This window comes from Enterobacter sp. SENG-6 (assembly GCF_001605945.1).
In the GTDB taxonomy this organism is placed as follows: Bacteria; Pseudomonadota; Gammaproteobacteria; order Enterobacterales; family Enterobacteriaceae; genus Enterobacter; species Enterobacter cloacae.
The window spans coordinates 1-18,323 of the sequence record NZ_LOMM01000029.1; the positions used below are offsets into that span (position 1 = coordinate 1).

At 56.9% G+C, this 18,323-nt stretch carries 23 protein-coding genes and 1 riboswitch; of the genes, 8 read left to right on the forward strand and 15 right to left on the reverse strand.

Features of this window, described 5'->3' with window-relative positions; genetic code table 11:
• The first annotated feature begins 182 nt into the window (after positions 1–182).
• Complete coding sequence (locus AX755_RS14860; RefSeq protein WP_013097212.1) at positions 183–425, forward strand: PTS transporter subunit EIIB; 243 nt, start codon at positions 183–185, stop codon at positions 423–425.
• Between the two features lie 102 nt (positions 426–527).
• On the opposite strand, the gene AX755_RS14865 is transcribed toward AX755_RS14860, so the two are convergent.
• Complete coding sequence (locus AX755_RS14865; RefSeq protein WP_013097211.1) at positions 528–1,793, reverse strand: maltoporin; 1,266 nt, start codon at positions 1,791–1,793, stop codon at positions 528–530.
• A 269-nt stretch (positions 1,794–2,062) separates the two neighbouring features.
• On the opposite strand from AX755_RS14865, the gene AX755_RS14870 reads away from it, so the two are divergent.
• Positions 2,063–3,139 (forward strand): LacI family DNA-binding transcriptional regulator, encoded by a 1,077-nt coding sequence (locus AX755_RS14870; protein WP_038419069.1) that lies wholly within the window; start codon positions 2,063–2,065, stop codon positions 3,137–3,139.
• 42 nt (positions 3,140–3,181) lie between these two features.
• Here the strand turns inward: AX755_RS14870 and AX755_RS14875 are convergent, their stop codons facing one another.
• Complete coding sequence (locus AX755_RS14875; protein WP_062857003.1) at positions 3,182–4,183, reverse strand: magnesium transporter; 1,002 nt, start codon at positions 4,181–4,183, stop codon at positions 3,182–3,184.
• A 59-nt stretch (positions 4,184–4,242) separates the two neighbouring features.
• A riboswitch (M-box (ykoK) riboswitch) is annotated at positions 4,243–4,412 on the reverse strand.
• A 156-nt stretch (positions 4,413–4,568) separates the two neighbouring features.
• Here AX755_RS14875 and AX755_RS14880 point away from each other — a divergent pair.
• Entirely contained in the window at positions 4,569–5,072 is a 504-nt protein-coding gene (locus AX755_RS14880) for a DedA family protein (RefSeq protein ID WP_029883255.1), read from the forward strand.
• Between the two features lies 1 nt (position 5,073).
• Here the strand turns inward: AX755_RS14880 and AX755_RS14885 are convergent, their stop codons facing one another.
• Positions 5,074–5,823 (reverse strand): SDR family oxidoreductase, encoded by a 750-nt coding sequence (locus AX755_RS14885; protein ID WP_062857004.1) that lies wholly within the window; start codon positions 5,821–5,823, stop codon positions 5,074–5,076.
• A 100-nt stretch (positions 5,824–5,923) separates the two neighbouring features.
• Between AX755_RS14885 and AX755_RS14890 the strand changes: the two genes are divergently transcribed.
• Complete coding sequence (locus AX755_RS14890; RefSeq protein ID WP_013097206.1) at positions 5,924–6,283, forward strand: winged helix-turn-helix transcriptional regulator; 360 nt, start codon at positions 5,924–5,926, stop codon at positions 6,281–6,283.
• A 1-nt stretch (position 6,284) separates the two neighbouring features.
• Here AX755_RS14890 and AX755_RS14895 read toward each other — a convergent pair whose 3' ends face one another.
• Together AX755_RS14895 and AX755_RS14900 are read right to left on the reverse strand one after the other, a co-directional pair.
• Entirely contained in the window at positions 6,285–7,079 is a 795-nt protein-coding gene (locus AX755_RS14895; RefSeq protein WP_062857005.1) for an SDR family NAD(P)-dependent oxidoreductase, read from the reverse strand.
• 125 nt (positions 7,080–7,204) lie between these two features.
• A complete protein-coding gene (locus AX755_RS14900; RefSeq protein ID WP_045902799.1) occupies positions 7,205–7,648 on the reverse strand; it encodes a winged helix-turn-helix transcriptional regulator in 444 nt (147 codons plus the stop codon).
• A gap of 152 nt (positions 7,649–7,800) precedes the next feature.
• On the opposite strand from AX755_RS14900, the gene agp reads away from it, so the two are divergent.
• On the forward strand, positions 7,801–9,042 hold the full coding sequence (gene agp / locus AX755_RS14905; protein WP_014831381.1) for a bifunctional glucose-1-phosphatase/inositol phosphatase: 1,242 nt from the start codon (positions 7,801–7,803) through the stop codon (positions 9,040–9,042).
• Between the two features lie 32 nt (positions 9,043–9,074).
• Here the strand turns inward: agp and AX755_RS14910 are convergent, their stop codons facing one another.
• Both AX755_RS14910 and wrbA read right to left on the reverse strand, forming a co-directional pair.
• Positions 9,075–9,302: a YccJ family protein gene (locus AX755_RS14910; protein ID WP_008499832.1), complete on the reverse strand. Its 228-nt coding sequence runs from the start codon at positions 9,300–9,302 to the stop codon at positions 9,075–9,077.
• An 18-nt stretch (positions 9,303–9,320) separates the two neighbouring features.
• On the reverse strand, positions 9,321–9,917 hold the full coding sequence (wrbA, locus tag AX755_RS14915; RefSeq protein WP_013097202.1) for an NAD(P)H:quinone oxidoreductase: 597 nt from the start codon (positions 9,915–9,917) through the stop codon (positions 9,321–9,323).
• Between the two features lie 391 nt (positions 9,918–10,308).
• Here wrbA and AX755_RS14920 point away from each other — a divergent pair, with 391 nt between their 5' ends.
• Positions 10,309–10,479, forward strand: coding sequence for a general stress protein (locus tag AX755_RS14920; protein WP_013097201.1), 171 nt, complete (start codon positions 10,309–10,311; stop codon positions 10,477–10,479).
• A 120-nt stretch (positions 10,480–10,599) separates the two neighbouring features.
• Positions 10,600–11,493, forward strand: a complete 894-nt coding sequence (locus AX755_RS14925) for a DMT family transporter (protein ID WP_062857006.1) — start codon at positions 10,600–10,602, stop codon at positions 11,491–11,493.
• 35 nt (positions 11,494–11,528) lie between these two features.
• Here the strand turns inward: AX755_RS14925 and rutG are convergent, their stop codons facing one another.
• Genes rutG through rutA form a run of 7 tightly spaced genes read right to left on the reverse strand, consistent with a single transcriptional unit; the run spans position 11,529 to position 16,969 of the window.
• Entirely contained in the window at positions 11,529–12,857 is a 1,329-nt protein-coding gene (rutG, locus tag AX755_RS14930) for a pyrimidine utilization transport protein G (RefSeq protein WP_013097199.1), read from the reverse strand.
• A 21-nt stretch (positions 12,858–12,878) separates the two neighbouring features.
• Positions 12,879–13,373 carry an NADH-dependent FMN reductase RutF gene (rutF, locus tag AX755_RS14935; protein WP_062857007.1) on the reverse strand — a complete coding sequence of 165 codons (495 nt, stop codon included), beginning with the start codon at positions 13,371–13,373 and terminating at the stop codon, positions 12,879–12,881.
• Between the two features lie 9 nt (positions 13,374–13,382).
• On the reverse strand, positions 13,383–13,973 hold the full coding sequence (locus tag AX755_RS14940; RefSeq protein WP_013097197.1) for a malonic semialdehyde reductase: 591 nt from the start codon (positions 13,971–13,973) through the stop codon (positions 13,383–13,385).
• Positions 13,974–13,982: 9 nt separating this feature from the next.
• Positions 13,983–14,783: a pyrimidine utilization protein D gene (rutD, locus tag AX755_RS14945; protein ID WP_062857008.1), complete on the reverse strand. Its 801-nt coding sequence runs from the start codon at positions 14,781–14,783 to the stop codon at positions 13,983–13,985.
• Between the two features lie 7 nt (positions 14,784–14,790).
• Positions 14,791–15,177: a pyrimidine utilization protein C gene (gene rutC, locus AX755_RS14950; RefSeq protein ID WP_013097195.1), complete on the reverse strand. Its 387-nt coding sequence runs from the start codon at positions 15,175–15,177 to the stop codon at positions 14,791–14,793.
• Positions 15,178–15,188: 11 nt separating this feature from the next.
• Positions 15,189–15,878, reverse strand: coding sequence for a pyrimidine utilization protein B (gene rutB, locus AX755_RS14955; RefSeq protein WP_062857009.1), 690 nt, complete (start codon positions 15,876–15,878; stop codon positions 15,189–15,191).
• Positions 15,878–16,969: a pyrimidine utilization protein A gene (gene rutA, locus AX755_RS14960; protein WP_062857010.1), complete on the reverse strand. Its 1,092-nt coding sequence runs from the start codon at positions 16,967–16,969 to the stop codon at positions 15,878–15,880. Before rutA ends, rutB begins: the two co-directional genes overlap by 1 nt.
• 242 nt (positions 16,970–17,211) lie before the next feature.
• Here rutA and rutR point away from each other — a divergent pair, with 242 nt between their 5' ends.
• A complete protein-coding gene (gene rutR / locus AX755_RS14965) occupies positions 17,212–17,850 on the forward strand; it encodes an HTH-type transcriptional regulator RutR (RefSeq protein WP_013097192.1) in 639 nt (212 codons plus the stop codon).
• A gap of 68 nt (positions 17,851–17,918) precedes the next feature.
• Here rutR and AX755_RS14970 read toward each other — a convergent pair whose 3' ends face one another.
• Entirely contained in the window at positions 17,919–18,308 is a 390-nt protein-coding gene (locus AX755_RS14970) for a lysozyme inhibitor LprI family protein (RefSeq protein WP_029882762.1), read from the reverse strand.
• Between the last annotated feature and the right edge of the window lie 15 nt (positions 18,309–18,323).

Genomic DNA, 18,323 nt, shown 5'->3' on the forward strand with positions numbered 1-18,323 from the left:
TCTGATTTGTTAGCGCAACCAGTAGATCACACTTCATCGTGCTTTTCATTTTTCTGGGGAACCCTCAGCCCTGTGGGAGAGGGCTGGGGTGAGGACATCAGACCGCACCGTCCGGGCAAAAAGGCACAGAACGCCTGCTCCACGAGCAGGCATTTTTTTATCTGCATATAATGAGGCGTATTATGGACAGTCAAATTACCCAGCGTTTAATTCCCGCGTTTGGCGGCGACGATAATATCGAACACGTCGAAGCCTGTATTACCCGCCTGCGCGTGACGGTAAAAGATTTAAATAAAGTTGACTCTGAGGCGTTACAGAATGAAGGGGCGCTGGGGGTAATTATTATTGGCCAGCAGGTGCATGCCATATTTGGCAGGCAATCTGATGCCTTACGTCAGTTATTAGATGAACATTTTAATCAATAAATAAAAAAAGGGATAGCCAAAATAATGGCTATCCCGAAACAGGCGAATAAACTGCCAGTTGTTGGAGATACAATAACGATTAACGCATTTTAGAAATAAATATTACCACCAGGCTTCAACCTGCACGCCGAAATTCCAGGTATTACTGGCGGTGCCGTCTTCGAAGGATTTCCCATGTTCGGAATCATTCAGGTAGGAGGCAAACACCCGTAGCTCGGGACGTGACATAAAATCAGGTCCGTCCGCCAGACCTAAGGCGATCGTGTACTTCTCACCGCTCTGCTTGTAGTTTGAACCGTCGGTATAGGTATCTTTCTGGTAGAACCCGCCCACTTCACCAATCAGACGCACATATTCGGTGAACTGATACTGCGCGCGGCCCACCAGCGAAATCAGGCGCGATTTATCGGTATACTGCGTGGTGTCATCCGCCGAACCCCAGGTCAGGACGTGGTTAAAGGAGAGCTTGTCGGTAATGGGAATTAAGCCGGTATTAATCACGCGGTAGCCGCTGGCATCGTTCACATAGTTCCACATGTCGTACCAGCCGCCCCCCTGGGAAACCATGTTCTGCGCCAGACCTTTGTTGGCATACTGCAGCACCAGCTTGTTATAGCCGCCCAGCATGTCCTGGCTGATCTCTCCGGTTACCATCACGCCGTTGTCGGCCTCGTACAGCCCGCCATACTCTTTCTGTTTGTTGGTCGGGTTTGGCATGGCATAGTCAATACCCACTTCCGTCCACGCGCCTGCCCACGGTTTCCAGCCCGCATAGCGGAGATCGATATAATTAATGTTCACGTCGTTATCACCGTCAACGCGGTAGTCCACGTCGTTGGCATCGCCGCGGATCCAGGCCACGGAGACCGCGCCAGGGCCGAGCGTATAGTTTTCAATACCTGCACCGGATCCCGAGATGTTCCAGTATTTGGTGTCAATGATGTGCAGATCATGACGCTGGTAATAGCGCTTCCCACCCCAGATAACCGCATTCGGATCGCCCGGGATCAACCCCTTGATCTGCAGGTTAAGCTGACGCAGGCCAAACTGAGCGTCGTCGCCAAAGGTGGTTTCGTTATCGTTAGAGCCGTCAGACACCATGCTCACCATGCTGTCGAGATAAAAGCTCACGTCGTTCTTTTTGTAGACCTCAGAGCCCAGTTCCAGCTCGCCGTAGGTATCGGCTTCGTTACCCAGACGGCCTATTTTATTCTTCTGCCACTCCTCCATCCCACCATCCCGTGAGACGCCCACGCCGGAGCGAAGATAGCCATGAAAATCAATCGGTACTGAAGACGCAGCAAACAGCGATGGAGACGCTAACGCGGCAGCCAGCGCAACGGATACAGAGCGGATCGTCGTGTTCATTGTTACCCTCTTATTGTTTTGTAATACGTTCACAAATCCGCTGTCATAAAATGCCTAAACCTTCTGGCTGGCAATTGAACGATCCTAAATGTGTGATTAACTGCAAATAAAATAGACAATTTTGTTACAAGTGATGAGCTGTGCCACAAATTATGGCATTGTGAACGTAATACTTTTTGATGGTGTTATGTCTGCGAAGTGAGGACGGTGAGCGTTTTTTTACAGCGCCCCTGTTACAATCATCGCATAACAACATAAGGAACCGGACCATGAAGTCGAAAAGCGCAACGTTAGAGGACGTCGCACGCCATGCAGGCGTCTCCTATCAGACCGTGTCCAGGGTACTGAATAAATCTGCCAATGTATCCGAGGCCACGCGCCACAAGGTTGAGAAATCCATAGAGTTATTGCGGTATGTGCCGAATCGCCTGGCCCAGCAACTGGTAGGCAAGCAGAGCCAGACCGTCGGGCTGGTGACCATTTCACTGGCTTTGCACGCGCCTTCTCAGGTGGCGGCAGCGGTAAAACGCTATGCGAACGTGGAGGGATACCAGGTACTGATCTCGATGATAGATGAGAACGTCAACCAAAGTATTCAGGACTCTATCAACGAACTGAAGTCCCAGCTGGTGAGCAAGGTGATCATTAACGTGCCTCTGGAGGCCGAAGAGGCGCAGAAAATCGCCACCGACAACGACGATATCGTCTGTCTTTTCCTGGACGTCGACCCGTACAGTTCTGTGTTTAACGTTTCGTTTAACCCGGCGGATGGGACCCGCGCCAGCGTTAAATACCTTTACGAGCTGGGCCATCGCGACATCGCCCTGCTGGCGGGGCCGGAGTCCTCTGTGTCGGCACAGTTGAGGCTAAAAAGCTGGATCGAAACCCTGAAGGGTTACGGGCTGGAGCCCGCTTCGGTGATCCGCGGCAACTGGGATGCGCAGAGCGGGTATGCCGGTGCGCTGCAGATGTTGCGCGAAACGCCGCAGTTTTCCGCCGTACTGGTGGCCAACGACCAGATGGCGCTGGGCGTACTGAGCGCCTTCCACCAGCAGCAGATTTCCATTCCTGGCGAGAAGTCGGTGATTGGCTACGATGATACCTACGAAAGCTCGTTCTTCTACCCGGCGCTGACGACGGTCTCACTGGATTTAGATCTGCAGGGCAAAGAGGCGGTGCGCCGCATTCTGGACAGCGGCGAAGAGAGTGCCCTGCGCATGTCCTCGATTTTACCTGCCCGTCTGGTGGTGCGACAGTCCACCGGGCCGAAAGGGGAGAAGGGAAAAAACCTCCAGGCGCTGGCCCAGCAGCTGCGCGAGATTGCGCATCAACTGGGTGATGTGTAGCGGAGTGAGCACCTCAATCACAGGAAAGAGGTGCTCGTAAGATTACTCCAGCCCCAGCGTATACTGGGCGATTTTGAAGTAGATAATCAGCCCGGTACCGTCGATAAGCGTCGCGATAAACGGCGCGGAGACGACGGCCGGGTCAATGCCGCAGCGCTTGAGTACCATGGGAATAACGGACGAGACTATGGCGCTCCACAGCGTAATGCACACCAGCGTCAGGCTGACGATAAGGGTAATTTCCAGCCCAATCCCCATCATCCATGCGCGGATGCACCCGGCAATACCGAGCGTGACGGCAATCATCAGTGAGGTGGTCATCTCTTTGCAAAGTACGCGACCGACATCGCGCAGATGCACTTCACCCAGCGCCATGGCGCGCACCAGCGTGGAGGTGATCTGCGTTCCGCTGTTCCCACCGGTGCCAATCAGCAGCGGGATAAAAAATGCCAGCGCAATGGCGGACTCCAGCGCCTCTTCAAAGTGCTGGATCACCGAGCTGGTGTAGGCTTCCGCGACAAACAGCAGCAGCAGCCAGACGGAGCGTTTTTTCCACAGGCTGAAGGCGCTGGTCTCCAGATAGGGCTTTTCCAGCGGCAGCGTGGCCCCCTGGCGCTGGGCATCTTCGGTGACATCGTCTTCCAGCAGGTGAGCCATTTCGCGCTCGGTGAGGCAGCCAACCAGCTTGCCGTGGGTGACAACAGGCACTACATCCGCACCGCTGTGGGCCAGCAGTCCGGCGACATCGGCCCGCTCATCTTCCGGTTTGACCTGCAGAAATTGCGACAGCATCAGCGATTTTACCGGCTGTACGGTATCGGTGGTTTGCAGCAATTTGCGCACCGCAATCATGCCTGCCAGGTGACCCTGATCTTCAATGAAAATATGCGACGGAATATCATCGTCTTTTAATTTTTCGAAAAACTGCTCGCGCGCCAGCGCCACGCATAATGAAATATCGAGGACAATAAAATCGGTATTCATATATTGCGCGATAGCGCTGTCATTGAATACCGGGTTCTGGTTGTGAATAGCGTAAGACATAGTGAATTCCCTTTGAATAAAAAATCTCTCAGGGGCGAGCAAGACAGGGCATGTCGAAGAGGAGATCCCCACGTCCTGGGTTCAGCACTGTACACCGTATCCCGTAAGGGAAGTTATACTGACAAAGCCTTGATTCGACAGTGCCTGTTTTACCCTGTGCGGGTTCTCTCGAACCTGCCAGAGCGATAACGTATATTTGTACAGGAGCCTCGCCATAACGAGATCGTTGTAAACCAGCGGGATAATACGCTTATTTTATTTTCCCGCTCTGGAATTTAAAAAATGTTTAGGGAATGTTTATGTATTAATTATTCATGACGCGTTGAGTCTTTATTTAAACTTGCTCGACTTTAATGGGAGGGTAAATATTCACGAGGAGAGCAAGGTGGCGTGGTTTGACAATCTGCTCAATCATTTTGCGCATTATCCGACGCATCTCTTTGCGCTGCTCTTCGTGCTGGCTTTGAGTAAATCCACGGTGCTGATCTCCTCCGTGCTGCCGCCCGCCTCGGTGATGTTGCTGACCGGGATCACCGTCAGCCAGGCGAGCCTGCATCCGGCGTTGACGTGGCTGGCGGTGGTAATGGGGGCCACGCTCGGTTCGCTGCTGAACTATCATATCGGTCAGTTGATGGGGCATACGCGGCTGGTGACGCGCATTACCTCAAGACATGCCGATACATTTTTGCGGGTGCAGCATCAGCTACAGAAAAACGGCGTGCTGGTGCTCTTCACCGCCCGTTTTCTGGCGGTACTGCGCTATATCGTGCCGCTGGCGGCGGGCATGCTCAGGCTCAACCGGGTGAAGGTTTACGCGGTCAGCCTGTTTTCTGCCGCCGTCTGGGCGGCGCTGTATGTCGGCATTGTCACCGGCATCAGCGCCTTTTGAGTTACAAACTTCCCACTCCGCCGTCCACCAGCAGTTCCGTTCCTACCGTGTAGCTGGATTCGTCGGAGGCCAGATAGAGCGCGGCTTTTGCCAGCTCCGTCGTCGAGCCCATTCTGCCCAGCGGCACAAGCTTGATGATCTCCGCCATCATCGCGTTAAGCGTTTCTTCGCTTAAGCCCGTTTTCGTAAAGGCCGGGGTTTCTACCGGGCCGGGGCTCAGACCGTTAACGCGAATGCCGCGCGGTAACAGCTCTGCCGACAGTGTGCGTGCCAGCGACAGCAGGGCGGCCTTGCTCGCGGCATACACGCTGCTGGTGGGCAGGCCGATGCGCGCGCTTACGGAGCCGCACAGGATCACCGAGGACGGATTATTCAGCAGCGGCAGCAGCGCCTGAATTAAAAAGAACGGTCCCTTCAGGTTGATGCCCATCAGACGATCCCAGGCCTCTTCCTGCCACGCTTCCAGCGGTGCGTGCGTCACGTCGCCGGCGTTGAGAAACACCGCGTCCAGGCGTGGCCAGCGGGCGGCAAGCGTCTCCGCCAGCGCTTTTTGCGAAGCAATATCTCCCGCATCGGTCGGGATCACCCAGGCCTTATCGCCCAGAATGCGCTCTGCTTCGGCGAGCGTTTCCGGGTTACGACCGGTGACGGCGACATGCGCCCCTTCGGCGAGAAACACCTGCGCAGTGGCAAGGCCAATGCCGCTGGTTCCGCCGGTAATCAGCGTATATTTACCTGCTAAACGACCCATGTTCTTCTCCTGAAATGTCTCTGGAGAAAGCACTATAGAAACGTTAGTATCGAAAGGAAACCAGGTACCAATTGGATACTAATGCGGCAAGAGGTGTGCTATGGCGGAATTGCTCGATATACGTTGTGAAAAAAATTCTGAGGTTTATGTCTGCCCGATGACGCAGTTTGTGAACCTGATTTCCGGGAAGTGGGCGATCCCTGTTCTTTATCGCCTGATTATCCTCAATGCGCCGGTACGCTTTGGCGATCTGCTGCGCGCTACCGCCCCCATCACGCAAAAAGAACTCACGAAGCAGCTCAGGCTGTTCGAACAGCGCGGGCTGGTGTCGCGCACGGTTTACCCGGAGATCCCACCGCGCGTGGAGTACCAGATCACGGGGCTGGGGTTGACCCTGCAAGGGGCACTCTCGCCGCTGGCCGCCTGGATGAGTGAGTACGGCGACCAGCTTGAGCGTTAGCCTACTGTTTTACATAGCGCGGCGCCGGGATGCCGGTGCGGGCGCTGTTAAACAGTTCCAGACGTGCCGTTTCGTAGCGATCCCACAGGCTGTCATCATGCATTGGCGGAATGGTAATCAGCTCGCCCTGATCCAGACCCGCCAGCGAAGCATCCACCATATCGTCAGTGGTCATCACCGAGCCTTCCGGCAGATCGTTCACCGTCACGCCGGAATGCTGCCAGATTTCTGTTGCCGTTGCGGCGGGTAACACGGCCTGAATACGCAGATTGCTGTCGGCAAACTCCTCCTGTAACCCACGGGTAAAGCTGAGCACCCAGGCTTTGGTGGCGCTGTACAGCGCGCTGCCGGCACGTACGTGCAGGGACAACACCGAGGCGATATTGATAAGCGTACCGTGGTTATTCTGCGCCAGGCGCGGCAGGATCGCATAGGTCAGACGCATCAGCGCCGTGGTATTGAGGGTGTTAATGGCCTGATGCTGGGCCACATCGCCCGCGAGGAACGGCGCCATCTGCGCGGTGCCGGCGTTGTTAACCAGCGCATCAATGGCGGTATTGCTACGCAGTTCGTCTTCTACCGCGCGGATCCCGGTTTCATCGGTGAGATCGGCCACCAGAATATCGACGGTCACGCCATAGCGCGCGCGCAGGTCGGCGGCGAGGGTTTGCAGCCGATCCTCGCGGCGGGCGACGAGGACCAGGTTAGCGCCGCGCGCGGCAAGGCGATCGGCATAGACGGCACCAATCCCGGAAGAGGCACCCGTAATCAGGGCGGTAGTGATTTGCGTAGTCATCGTGTGTTACCTCAAAGCAAAGTGGGTTATTTGGTTTCAATATGAAACTGAATTCACTGTCTGCTATTTGGTTTTATAATGCAACTATATTGGTGGTCATTTTGTGCTTTTGCCGTCGGGTACGATCAGGAGGGAAGTTTAGCCACGATCTCTTCAGGCGTAAGTTCGCGGCCATCATCGGCGATAAGCAGCAGTTTACGCAGCGGTTTGCGCTGTTCGCTATCAATGAGAACGGTGCCGCATTCGTTTTCCGCAAACAAAAATTCATTGCCCCACTGGGACAGGGCAACCAGCACCGTCTGGAGTGCGCGTCCCTTGTCGGTCAGAACGTATTCCTGCCAGGCGCTGCCGTCGGAGGCGGGCTGGAGCCGGAGGATGCCTTCATCGACCAGCAGTTTTAGCCGCGCGGTCAGCATGTTTTTCGCGATACCGAGGCTTTTCTGGAACTCGCCGAAGCGTTTAATCCCGCGCAATGCGTCGCGAACAATCAGCAGCGACCACCAGTCGCCGATGATATCCAGCGAACGGGCGACAGGGCAGGTACTCTCTTCAAGACGGGTGCGTTTCACAGGCAAATCTCCGGGCGTATGTAGTTTTATTATAAAACTAATCTGCTCACCGGGTAAGCGTGTTATTCATCAGTTTGAGAAATGCTTCCCGGAAAATTGTCACGGATCTGTCACACTGAACGCGACATTTTAAAACGAGTGAGGAATTAGGGATGAGAAAAGCACTACTCGCGGTGGCCGTAGCCGGTCTCTTTTCAGCAGCCTCCGGGGTGCAGGCGCAAGAGACGCCGGAAGGGTATCAGCTGGAGCAAGTTTTAATTATGAGCCGTCACAACCTGCGCGCACCGCTCGCCAATAACGGCAGCGTGCTGGAGCAGTCCACGCCAAAGCAATGGCCTGAATGGGAAGTGCCGGGCGGTCAGCTCACTACCAAAGGTGGCGTGCTGGAGGTTTACATGGGGCACTACATGCGCGAGTGGCTGGCCCAGCAGGGGATGGTGAAGACGGGAGAATGTCCACCGGCGGAGAGCGTTTATGCTTACGCCAACAGCCTGCAGCGCACCGTGGCTACCGCGCAGTTCTTCATTACCGGCGCGTTCCCGGGGTGCGATGTTCCTGTGCATCATCAGGACAAAATGGGCACCATGGACCCAACCTTTAATCCGGTAATTACCGATAACTCGCCGGAATTCCGCGAAAAAGCGCTTAAGGCGATGGAGTCCGAGCGCCAGAAAATGCAGCTTGGCGAAAGCTATAAGCTGCTGGAGCAGATGACGAACTACGCCGATTCACCGTCATGCAAAGAGAAAAAAGTCTGTTCACTGGCAGACGCGAAAGATACCTTCAGCGCCGACTACGAAAAAGAACCGGGCGTTTCCGGGCCGCTGAAAGTGGGCAACTCGCTGGTGGATGCGTTCACGCTGCAGTATTACGAAGGCTTCCCGGCCGACCAGGTGGCCTGGGGAGAGATTAAAACCGACCAGCAGTGGCGCGTATTGTCGAAGCTGAAAAACGGATATCAGGACTCGCTGTTTACCTCAACCGAGGTGGCGCAAAACGTCGCCAAACCGCTGGTGAAGTATATCGATAACGCCCTGGTGACCGATCAGGCAAAAGCGCCGAAAATCACCCTGCTGGTGGGGCATGACTCCAACATTGCCTCTCTGCTGACGGCGCTGGACTTCAAGCCGTACCAGCTGCATGACCAGCAGGAGCGCACCCCAATCGGCGGCAAAATTGTCTTCCAGCGCTGGCACGACAAAAACGCCAACCGCGAGCTGATGAAAATTGAGTATGTGTATCAGAGCTCAGAGCAGCTGCGTAACGCCAGCGTGCTGTCGCTGCAGTCTCCGGCGCAGCGCGTGACGCTGGAACTGAAGGGGTGTCCGGTGGATGCGAACGGTTTTTGCCCGATCGATAAATTTAATACGGTGATGAACGACGCGGCGAAATAAGATAATCCCCCCGCGCAGGCGGGGGGAAACGCTCAGACGTTTTTACGTTCGATGGTTTGCTCACCCCAGAAGAGCGAGTCTTTGTCCGTTTTTTCGAAGGCGCGTACCAGCACTTCATCATTGCCTTCTTCCCAAATCTGCTCTGCCAGTTTTTCATCGTATTTCGCGACTTCAAAAATGGCTTCGGCGATCTCCGGAGAGGTATTGCGTAAACTTGCCCATTCGCCCACGTGGTGAGCTTTGGATTCTTGAGTTGGCATGCTTGTCCTCCTGTTGAGTTAGCCGTTCAGTTTTTTGGCCAGACCCGCGACATATTCACCCTGATAGCGGGCGATAGCGAGCTCTTCATTGCTCGGCTGTCGGGATCCATCGCCACCGGCAATGGTGGTTGCACCGTAAGGTGTGCCGCCACGTACCTGAGAGACGTCAAACAGTTCCTGCGCGCCATAGCCAATCGGTACAATCACCATCCCATGATGAGCAAGGGTAGTCCAGGTTGAGGTAATCGTCTGTTCCTGGCCTCCGCCGGTCCCGGTGGAGCTGAACACGCTGGCGAGTTTGCCGTACAGTGCGCCAGAGGCCCACAGCCCGCCCGTCTGATCGAGGAAGGTGCGCATCTGGCCTGACATATTGCCAAAACGGGTGGGGGTGCCGAAGATAATGGCGTCGTAATCCGCCAGCTCCTGAGGCGTGGCGACCGGCGCATTCTGGGTTTTTCCTCCGGCTTTGGCGAACGCTTCTGCCTGCATGGTTTCCGGTACGCGTTTTACCACAACCTCCACGCCGTCCACTTTGTTTGCACCTTCTGCTACCGCGTGAGCCATGGTTTCAATGTGTCCATACATGGAATAATAGAGCACCAGAACTTTAGCCATTTTGCATCACTCCTCGTTTGTTTTTTCTGACAGCGAATCGCTGCGTTCATTTAAAGATATGACATCACAGCCAGACTGCAAAAATGAACGGCATTTCTTTGATTTATAACAATATGCTGACCATCGCGGCTTGTAGCAAAATGAAACATTTTTACCGCCGACGATTTTTGAAATGATAAGAAAGGCTTATGAATGACCGCCGCGTTTTCTCACCCAAAAGACTGAGATCTTGTTGCAGAATATTAACTACAGCTTGCCGGATACCCTCAGTCCACTAAGCTTAGTTTCACGCGGCACAGATAAAGGCGCTGTCCTTTAGCCGCGAGGTGAAAGAATCCTCTTTTACTGAATGCAATATGATGTCTAATGTTTCACACACTGGAGGTTAGAGATGGCAAACCATCGTGGTGGTTCAGGTAATTTCGCCGAAGATCGTGAAAGAGCATCAGAAGCAGGCCGTAAAGGTGGCCAGCATAGCGGGGGTAATTTTAAAAATGACCCTCAGCGCGCATCTGAGGCTGGCAAAAAAGGGGGTAAAAACAGCCATGGCGGCAATAAGTAAGTCGCCGGGTTGAAAGACCTCTGCCGCCGGGATCTCCCGGCGGTTTTTTTATTTCTGTAACATTGAACTGCAATCAAAGGCATCGCACACTAGTCCCTTCATTCTACGTTCTGGTGCCTCATGTCTGTTTCTCGTTTTACCTTCTCCGTCAAACCTCAGGAAGCGATCCTCATTCTGATCACCATGTTCTGGGGCGGAACCTTTCTCGCCGTCCAGTATGCGGTCACCCTGAGCGATCCGTTCTTCTTTGTCGGCCTGCGCTTTGCGACGGCAGCGATTGCCGTGGGGTTGATCTCGTTGAAAACCCTGCGCGGGCTGACCCTGCAGAAGCTCAAGGCCGGGGTGGCGATTGGCGTGGCGATTGCCATGGGGTATAGCCTGCAGACGTGGGGGTTACAGTCAATCTCCAGCAGTAAATCGGCCTTTATCACCGCCATGTATGTGCCGCTGGTGCCGTTACTGCAATGGCTGTGTCTGGGACGCCTGCCGGGTGTAATGTCCTGCATTGGTATTGTGCTGGCGTTTATCGGCCTGATTTTGCTGGCCGGGCCGGAAAATAACCTGCTGGCACTGGGGCCGGGCGAGATCATTACCCTGGTGGGAGCCATTGCGATTGCCGCGGAAATTATCCTCATTAGCGCCTGGGCCGGGAAGGTCGATGTTAAGCGCGTCACGGTGGTACAGCTTGCCACGGCGTCGCTGGTGGCGTTCGCGACGATGGTTCCGGCAGGGGAGTCGGTTCCGCCGATGTCTGCCGGGCTGGTGGTGGTGGCGCTGGGGCTGGGTATTTTCAGCGCCATTATTCAGGTGACCATGAACTGGGCACAGCGCAGCGTGTCGCCGACGCGGGCGACGGTGATCTACACCGGGGAGCCGGTCTGGGCGGGGATTTTTGGACGCATTGCCGGAGAACGCTTACCGCTGCTGGCGCTGGTCGGCGCGGCGTTTATCGTTGTTGGGGTGCTGGTGAGTGAGCTAAAGCTCAAAAAACGACGTAAGGCGATTGCCGGGTAAGCGCAGCGTCACCCGGCAAGTAAGGGGGACTTATATCAGGTGGAGGGGGTGATGGCTTCCCCTTGCGCTTCATCCCCTTTCCGGCGGCTCAGCAGGGCATTAAGCAGGATCGCCCCAAAGGTCGCCGTACCAATCCCGCCAACCGTAAACCCGCCCAGCGTCAGGGCAAAATCACCTGCACCCAGCACCAGCGTGACCGCCACCATAATCAGGTTACTGTTCTGGCTGAGATCGACGCGATGCTGTACCCAGATGCGCGCTCCCGCCACGGCAATCAAGCCGAACACCACAATTGATGCGCCGCCGATGACCGGCGAGGGAATGGTGTGGATCAGCGCACCAAATTTTGGTGAGAAGCCGAGCAGCATCGCCATGACCGCCGCCGCCACGAACACCAGCGTGGAGTAGACTTTCGTTACCGCCATCACGCCAATGTTCTCGGCGTAGGTGGTGACACCGCTGCCGCCCACCGACCCGGAGAGCATCGTCGCCAGGCCATCCCCGACAAACGCGCGCCCCATATACGGATCCATACTGCGCCCGGTCATGCCCGCCACGGCCTTCAGGTGCCCTAAGTTCTCCGCCACCAGGATCACCGCGACAGGGGCGATAAGCATCATCGCCTGCGTGTTAAAGGTTGGCGACGTGATCTGCGGCAGACCGAACCAGGCAGCCTGATGGAGCAGGGTAAAGTCGACAGGCTTGCCGAAACCAAAGACATTGGCCAGCAGGGCGTAGATCAGACAGGCCACAATCAGCCCGACCAGAATCAGCAGACGCTGAACCATGCCGCGGGTGAATACCGCCACCAGACCGATACACAGCACGGTGATCACCGCCATCCAGCTCTCAAACGGCGAGCCGGAGACACTCTTCACGGCAATTGGCGCCAGGTTCAGGCCAATCGCCATCACCACCGCACCGGTAACCACTGGCGGCATCATTCGCTCGATCCAGCGGGTTCCGATCTTCATCACCACGACGCCAATCAGGGTATAGACAAGACCACAGGCGATAATGCCGCCGAGGGCGACGCTGAGGTTGGGGTTGATCCCCTGACCGTTAAACCCGGTGGTGGCGATGACCACGCCGACAAAGGCGGCGCTGGAGCCCAGATAGCTGGGCACGCGCCCGCCGGTGACAAAAAAGAACAGCAGGGTGCCAATACCCGACATCAGAATGGAGAGATTGGGGTCAAGGCCCATCAGCATCGGCATCAGCACCGTTGCACCAAACATGGCGACCGCGTGCTGGACGCCCATCACCAGGGTTTGCCCGAGCGGGAGCCGTTCATCCGGCGCGACCACGCCAGGTTCTGTAGAGGTCGATTTCAACTGCCAGTGGGGAAATCCGAACATTGCCATGAGCTGCTTCCTTAAGAAGGGTTAACAGGCGGGTCGCATAAGCGCGTGGTAGCCGCGGTCAAACCACACCAGCCCCTGCGGGGCGGGGTGGCGGATAATGGACACGATGTCGCAAAACAGAATGTCGTGGGTGCCGACGCTGACCACCTGGCTGATACGGCAATCAAACAAGGCCAGCGCCTCCTCCAGACGCGGGCAGCCCGTCTCGCCCGTCTGCCAGCGGGCAGCGGCGAAGCGATCTTCCATCGGCGTTTTGCCGCCAAACAGGTTGGAGAGTGGCTCCTGTCCGGCGCTCAGGGTGTTGACGCACAGGGTGCGGTTTTCGCTAAACGTCGGCCAGACGGACGCGCCGCGGTTAAGACACACCAATAGCGTCGGGGGCGAGTCGGTGACGCTGCATACGGCGCTGGCGGTGAAGCCCGCTCTGCCAGCAGGGCCGTCGGTGGTGATGATATTGACCGCCGCGCCCACACAGGCCATGGCATCGCGAAAGGTTTGTTTATCGGGTGTCGTCATGATGGCTCCTTACGCCAGCCCGCAGGCGTCTTCAAAGGCCAGGCGCGGCAGACGGCCGTAGAGTTTGCCCACATCGCCATAGCCGATATTGATCAGCAGATTGCTTTTCAGCAGCGTGCCGGTGAAAAAGGCTTCGTCGACTTTTTGCCGGTCAAAACCGGACATCGGGCCGGTGTCCAGCCCCAGGGCGCGACAGGCAAAGATGAGATAAGCGGCCTGCATGGAGCTGTTGCGAAAGGCGGTCTCTTCAGCGTGCGCGGGGCTGGTGGTAAACCAGCTCTTCGCATCCCCGTGCGGGAACAGTTCAGGCAGACGCTCATAAAATTCCGTGTCCCACGCCACAATCGCGGTGACCGGTGCGGTGAGGGTTTTCTCCAGGTTGCCGCTGGAGAGTGCGGGGCGCAGCTTCTCTTTACCCTCTGCGCTGCGCACAAACACAATACGGGCCGGGGAACAGTTAGCGGAGGTAGGCCCCCATTTCATCAGGTCGTAGATCTCGCGCAGCGTCTCGTCGCTGACCGGTATGTCCAGCCAGCCGTTGTGGGTGCGTGCGCCGGTGAACAGTGAATCCAGCGCGGCAGAGGTAATGGCTTCGCTCATCGAAACTCCTTATAAAGCGGGTTCATGGCTGTTCAGCAGGCTGGCAAGCCCGTTAAGCAGCAGGGTATTAAACGTTTCCGGCTCGGTGACGTTGCAGGCATGACCGCCCTGGCGCATCACCACGCTGTGGCTGTGCGGGAGCGCCGCCTGCAGCTCAGACGAGCAGACAGAGGGCACCAGCAGGTCATCGGCGGAACAGATAAGGTGTACCGGGCAGGCGATGCGGGCGGCATGGCGACTAAAATCGGCCTTTTTCAGCGCGTTCAGCCTGCGCAGCAGATTGTTTTTGCCCTGAAAGTGCGCCAGCGCCAGTGCCTCTTCAGCCTCCAGACGCGGTGCGCGGGCGGCCATCCAGTCTGCCGGATAGAGAAACAGCGGCTGCGCCTCTACCCACGCCTGCGCGCCACCGGCATGCAGCAGCCGTTCGCGGATCTGAAAGCAGCGTCGGGTATGGGCATTCAGCGTCAGCCAGCCGTTGACGCACACCAGCGCTTTGAGCGCATCGGGGTTGTCGAGCGCCAGCTGCAGGCCGATCAGCGCCCCCAGCGCATGGCCGACCACACAGTAGCGGGTGATGCCGACCGCGGTCAGCGCCTGTGCCAGCTCACCGGCCATCTGCGCCAGGGTGTACTCTTCCGGCAGGGTGTCAGGGTTATTGCCGGTGCCACGCTGGTCGTAACTGACCACCTGATACTCCTGTTCCAGCGCGGCTAGCTGGGGTAACCAGTAGCTGCCGCCCCCGCCGAGTCCGGCAATCAGCACCACGACGGGCGCGCCGTCAAACGGGGGCGGTGAGACGGAGAGCTTCATGGCAGCCTCACTTTCCAATGTGCGCAACGGTGGCGATTTCAACCAGCGCGTCCGGCTTTACCAGCCCGCACTGAATGCAGAAGCGGGCCGGCTTATCGCCGGGGAAGAACTCCGCGTAGATCTCGTTAATCGCGGCGTAGTTTTTCCAGTCGGTGATAAAGATGCTGTTGAACGTCACATCCTCCATCGTGCCACCCGCGGTTTCGATCACGGTCTTGATCGTCTCCAGCACGTGGCGCGTTTGCGCCTTTGGGTCGTTGATAAACACCACGTTGTTGTCTTTATCAAACGGCAGGGTACCGGAGACGTACACCACGCCATCGGCGAGCGTGCCGGGGACAAACGGCGCAATCGGCGTGCTGGTGCCCGGTGGAATAATCACGGATTTCGGCATCGTATGTCTCCTCAGGCGATACGGGCGAGCGGCGGGCTCAGGGCGTCGCAAAAATCGGCGACGTTACTGACCCAGCCAAAAAAGGTTTCGATATTGAACAGCGCCGCTTTCTGGGCAAATTCCGGCCCCGCCTGATGAGTGGCGTCTTCCAGTACCACGCCGAAATACTCGAGGAAGAAGCCGTCGCGCAGGGTCGACTCCACGCAGACATTGGTGGCAATGCCGGTAAAGACCAGATGACGAATGCCCCGGCTGCGCAGCAGGCTGTCGAGTGGCGTGTTGAAAAAGCCGCTGTAGCACGGTTTAGGCAGCACGATATCGCCTGCCTCCGGCACCAGTTCATCCACCAGCTGATAATCCCAGCCACCTTTAGCCAGCAGCTTGCCCTGCAGTTCGGGCCGTTTGCGCATGGTTTTCAGGGCGTTCGATTTGTGAAAATTGGGCGAGCCGGGGCCACCGGCTTCCACGTATTGATCGTCCCAGCCGTTCTGAAACCAGATGATGAGCATCCCGGCGGCGCGTGCGGCGGCGACGGCGGTTTTGATGTTCTCAATCACCGGCCGGGTGGCGGAGACGTCAAACCCCGCCAGATCCAGATAACCGCCGGGGCTGGCGTAGGCGTTTTGCATATCCACCACAATCAGCGCGCTCTGCGGTGCAGAAAAGGTGATGGCTTCCGGACGGGCATTAAGGGTTGTCATTACGCCACCTCCCTGGTGATGGCAGGAATGTGGGCGCGGCACTGCATCAGCGGCTGAATGCGCTCGCCGAAGGTCTCCACGCCGGTGAGGAAATCGTCGAAGGTCAGCAGAACACCTTCCGCGCCGGGAACGGCGGCCACTTCGTCGAGCATTCTGGCAACGCTGGCATACGAGCCGACGAGCGTGCCCATGTTGATATTGACGGCAGAGGTCGGGTCGGCCATCTGGCGCACATTGGTGTCCGCGCCGGAACGGGTATCTTTCTGGCTCTGTTCGGTGAGCCAGCTCAGGGCCTCGTCGTCGGCCCCGTCTTTATAACGCTCCCATTTGGCGCGCGCGGCCTCATCGGTTTCGTCGGCAATGACCATAAACAGCACGTAAGAGCCCACATCACGGCCGGTTTTGTCGGCGGCCTCTTTCATGCGGGCGGCGGTCGGGGCGAAGGCGGCGGGGGTGTTGACGCCTTTACCGAAACAGAAATTGAAGTCGGCGTATTTTGCCGAGAACGCCATTCCCGCGTCGCTCTGCCCGGCGCAGATCACCTTCATTGGCGCAGAAGGCTGCGGGCTGACGCGACAGTCATTCATGGTGAAGTAGTCACCTTTGAAATCGCTCTTGCCGGTACCCCACAGATCGCGCAGCACCTGCACGTATTCGGTAAGGTACTCATAGCGGCGCGAGAAGTACTCATCTCCCGGCCAGAGCCCCATCTGGTCGTACTCCGGCTTTTGCCAGCCGGTGACCAGATTGACGCCAAAGCGTCCCCCGGAGATGGAGTCGATAGTGGAGGCCATCCGCGCGACAATGGCTGGCGGCAGGGTGAGCGTGGCGGCGGTGGCGTAGATCTCAATCCGTGACGTCACCGCCGCCAGGCCCGCCATCAGGGTGAAAGACTCCAGATTGTGATCCCAGAATTCGGTTTTGCCGCCAAAGCCGCGCAGCTTGATCATCGAAAGTGCAAAGTCGAAATGGTAGTGCTCCGCTTTTTGCACGATGGCTTTGTTCAGCTCAAAGGTCGGCATGTATTGCGGGGCAGTGGTCGAGATAAGCCAGCCGTTGTTGCCGATGGGTACAAATACGCCAATTTTCATCACGAACCTCTCTTCACTACGTTGCAGGTGAACAGGGTTTTGCAAAGGGAGTGCCAGTTTTCAAAATGGCTTTGTTATTAATGTGTTAATCAATGGTTGATGAATTAAACGTGACAAAAGTGGACTAACTGGTCAAAAACATTGCACACAAAACAGGCATTCATGCGCGATGGGAGTGCAGAATGTCGTGGCGAGGCGGGGGTTTTGCTATGCTGTTGGCAACGCAGAATAAGGAGAGCGGGATGACACAAGGCGCAGTGAAAACAGCAGGTAAACGTTCGCAGGCGGTGAGCGCCAAAAAGCACGCCATCCTCAGTGCGGCGCTGGAGACCTTTTCACAGTTCGGCATTCACGGCACGCGCCTGGAACAGGTGGCGGAGCAGGCCGGGGTGTCCAAAACCAATCTGCTCTACTATTACCCGTCGAAAGAGGCGCTGTATGTGGCAGTAATGCAGCAGATCCTGGATATCTGGCTGGCGCCGCTAAAGGCCTTTCGTCAGGAGTTCGCCCCGCTGGTGGCGATCAAAGAGTACATCCGCCTGAAGCTGGAGGTGTCCCGTGATTATCCGCAGGCATCCCGGCTGTTCTGTCTGGAGATGCTGCAGGGCGCGCCGCTGCTGAAGGCAGAGCTAACGGGGGATTTAAAACAGCTGGTGGACGATAAATCCGCGATCATCGCCGGGTGGGTCGCCAGCGGCAAACTGGCACCTGTCGATCCGCAGCATCTGATCTTTATGATTTGGGCCGCCACCCAGCACTATGCAGACTTTGCGGCCCAGGTGGAAGCGGTAACCGGAAAGACGCTGCAGGACGAAGCGTTTTTCCAGAGCACCCTCGAAAACGTGCAGCGGATGATTATTGAAGGGATCCGCGTGCGCTAGTTTCCCTCTCCCTAACCCTCTCCCACGGGGAGAGGGGACTGTTCTGTGCTGTCTTTTCTCCCTCGCCCCTATGGGGTGAGGGGACAGCTTAAGTTGCCCTCTTCACACTGCATCAGCGAGGCCAGAAACGCCTCGCGTTCCACGGTTTTCTCCGTCAGGCACTGACTAATGATCATAGGCTGCACGCTGCCTCCCTCGGTACCAGAACCGATAAAATTGCAATCCGCATCGCGCAGGGCGATCCACGCCTGCTGCGCTTTTTTCAGCAGGTCACGCTGCGGGGCCGCCGCACGCTTAATGGCGGACTGATAAGTCTGGTTGAGCTTTTTATCAGCGGCCTGGTACTGCTGCGCGCTACAGGTGTTCAGTTCAAGCTGCGTAGTGGCGTTGTCGCACTCGTCGGCCAGCGCGCTGGCGCTCAGCAGCAGGGCGGCGCCTGCGAGAAATACTCTTTTCATCATCCCCTCCGTGTA

Excerpts from the sequence above, each read along its gene's own strand:
- AX755_RS14875 (WP_062857003.1), bottom strand. The coding sequence starts at position 4,183 with ATGTCTTACGCTATTCACAACCAGAACCCGGTATTCAATGACAGCGCT.
- rutA (WP_062857010.1), bottom strand. The coding sequence starts at position 16,969 with ATGAAAATTGGCGTATTTGTACCCATCGGCAACAACGGCTGGCTTATC.
- AX755_RS14870 (WP_038419069.1), top strand. The coding sequence starts at position 2,063 with ATGAAGTCGAAAAGCGCAACGTTAGAGGACGTCGCACGCCATGCAGGC.
- AX755_RS14895 (WP_062857005.1), bottom strand. The coding sequence starts at position 7,079 with ATGACTACGCAAATCACTACCGCCCTGATTACGGGTGCCTCTTCCGGG.
- rutD (WP_062857008.1), bottom strand. The coding sequence starts at position 14,783 with ATGAAGCTCTCCGTCTCACCGCCCCCGTTTGACGGCGCGCCCGTCGTG.
- AX755_RS14910 (WP_008499832.1), bottom strand. The coding sequence starts at position 9,302 with ATGCCAACTCAAGAATCCAAAGCTCACCACGTGGGCGAATGGGCAAGT.
- AX755_RS14865 (WP_013097211.1), bottom strand. The coding sequence starts at position 1,793 with ATGAACACGACGATCCGCTCTGTATCCGTTGCGCTGGCTGCCGCGTTA.
- agp (WP_014831381.1), top strand. The coding sequence starts at position 7,801 with ATGAGAAAAGCACTACTCGCGGTGGCCGTAGCCGGTCTCTTTTCAGCA.
- AX755_RS14920 (WP_013097201.1), top strand. The coding sequence starts at position 10,309 with ATGGCAAACCATCGTGGTGGTTCAGGTAATTTCGCCGAAGATCGTGAA.
- AX755_RS14940 (WP_013097197.1), bottom strand. The coding sequence starts at position 13,973 with ATGAGCGAAGCCATTACCTCTGCCGCGCTGGATTCACTGTTCACCGGC.
- rutR (WP_013097192.1), top strand. The coding sequence starts at position 17,212 with ATGACACAAGGCGCAGTGAAAACAGCAGGTAAACGTTCGCAGGCGGTG.
- AX755_RS14970 (WP_029882762.1), bottom strand. The coding sequence starts at position 18,308 with ATGAAAAGAGTATTTCTCGCAGGCGCCGCCCTGCTGCTGAGCGCCAGC.
- wrbA (WP_013097202.1), bottom strand. The coding sequence starts at position 9,917 with ATGGCTAAAGTTCTGGTGCTCTATTATTCCATGTATGGACACATTGAA.
- AX755_RS14885 (WP_062857004.1), bottom strand. The coding sequence starts at position 5,823 with ATGGGTCGTTTAGCAGGTAAATATACGCTGATTACCGGCGGAACCAGC.
- AX755_RS14925 (WP_062857006.1), top strand. The coding sequence starts at position 10,600 with ATGTCTGTTTCTCGTTTTACCTTCTCCGTCAAACCTCAGGAAGCGATC.
- rutC (WP_013097195.1), bottom strand. The coding sequence starts at position 15,177 with ATGCCGAAATCCGTGATTATTCCACCGGGCACCAGCACGCCGATTGCG.
- rutF (WP_062857007.1), bottom strand. The coding sequence starts at position 13,373 with ATGACGACACCCGATAAACAAACCTTTCGCGATGCCATGGCCTGTGTG.
- AX755_RS14860 (WP_013097212.1), top strand. The coding sequence starts at position 183 with ATGGACAGTCAAATTACCCAGCGTTTAATTCCCGCGTTTGGCGGCGAC.
- rutG (WP_013097199.1), bottom strand. The coding sequence starts at position 12,857 with ATGGCAATGTTCGGATTTCCCCACTGGCAGTTGAAATCGACCTCTACA.
- rutB (WP_062857009.1), bottom strand. The coding sequence starts at position 15,878 with ATGACAACCCTTAATGCCCGTCCGGAAGCCATCACCTTTTCTGCACCG.
- AX755_RS14890 (WP_013097206.1), top strand. The coding sequence starts at position 5,924 with ATGGCGGAATTGCTCGATATACGTTGTGAAAAAAATTCTGAGGTTTAT.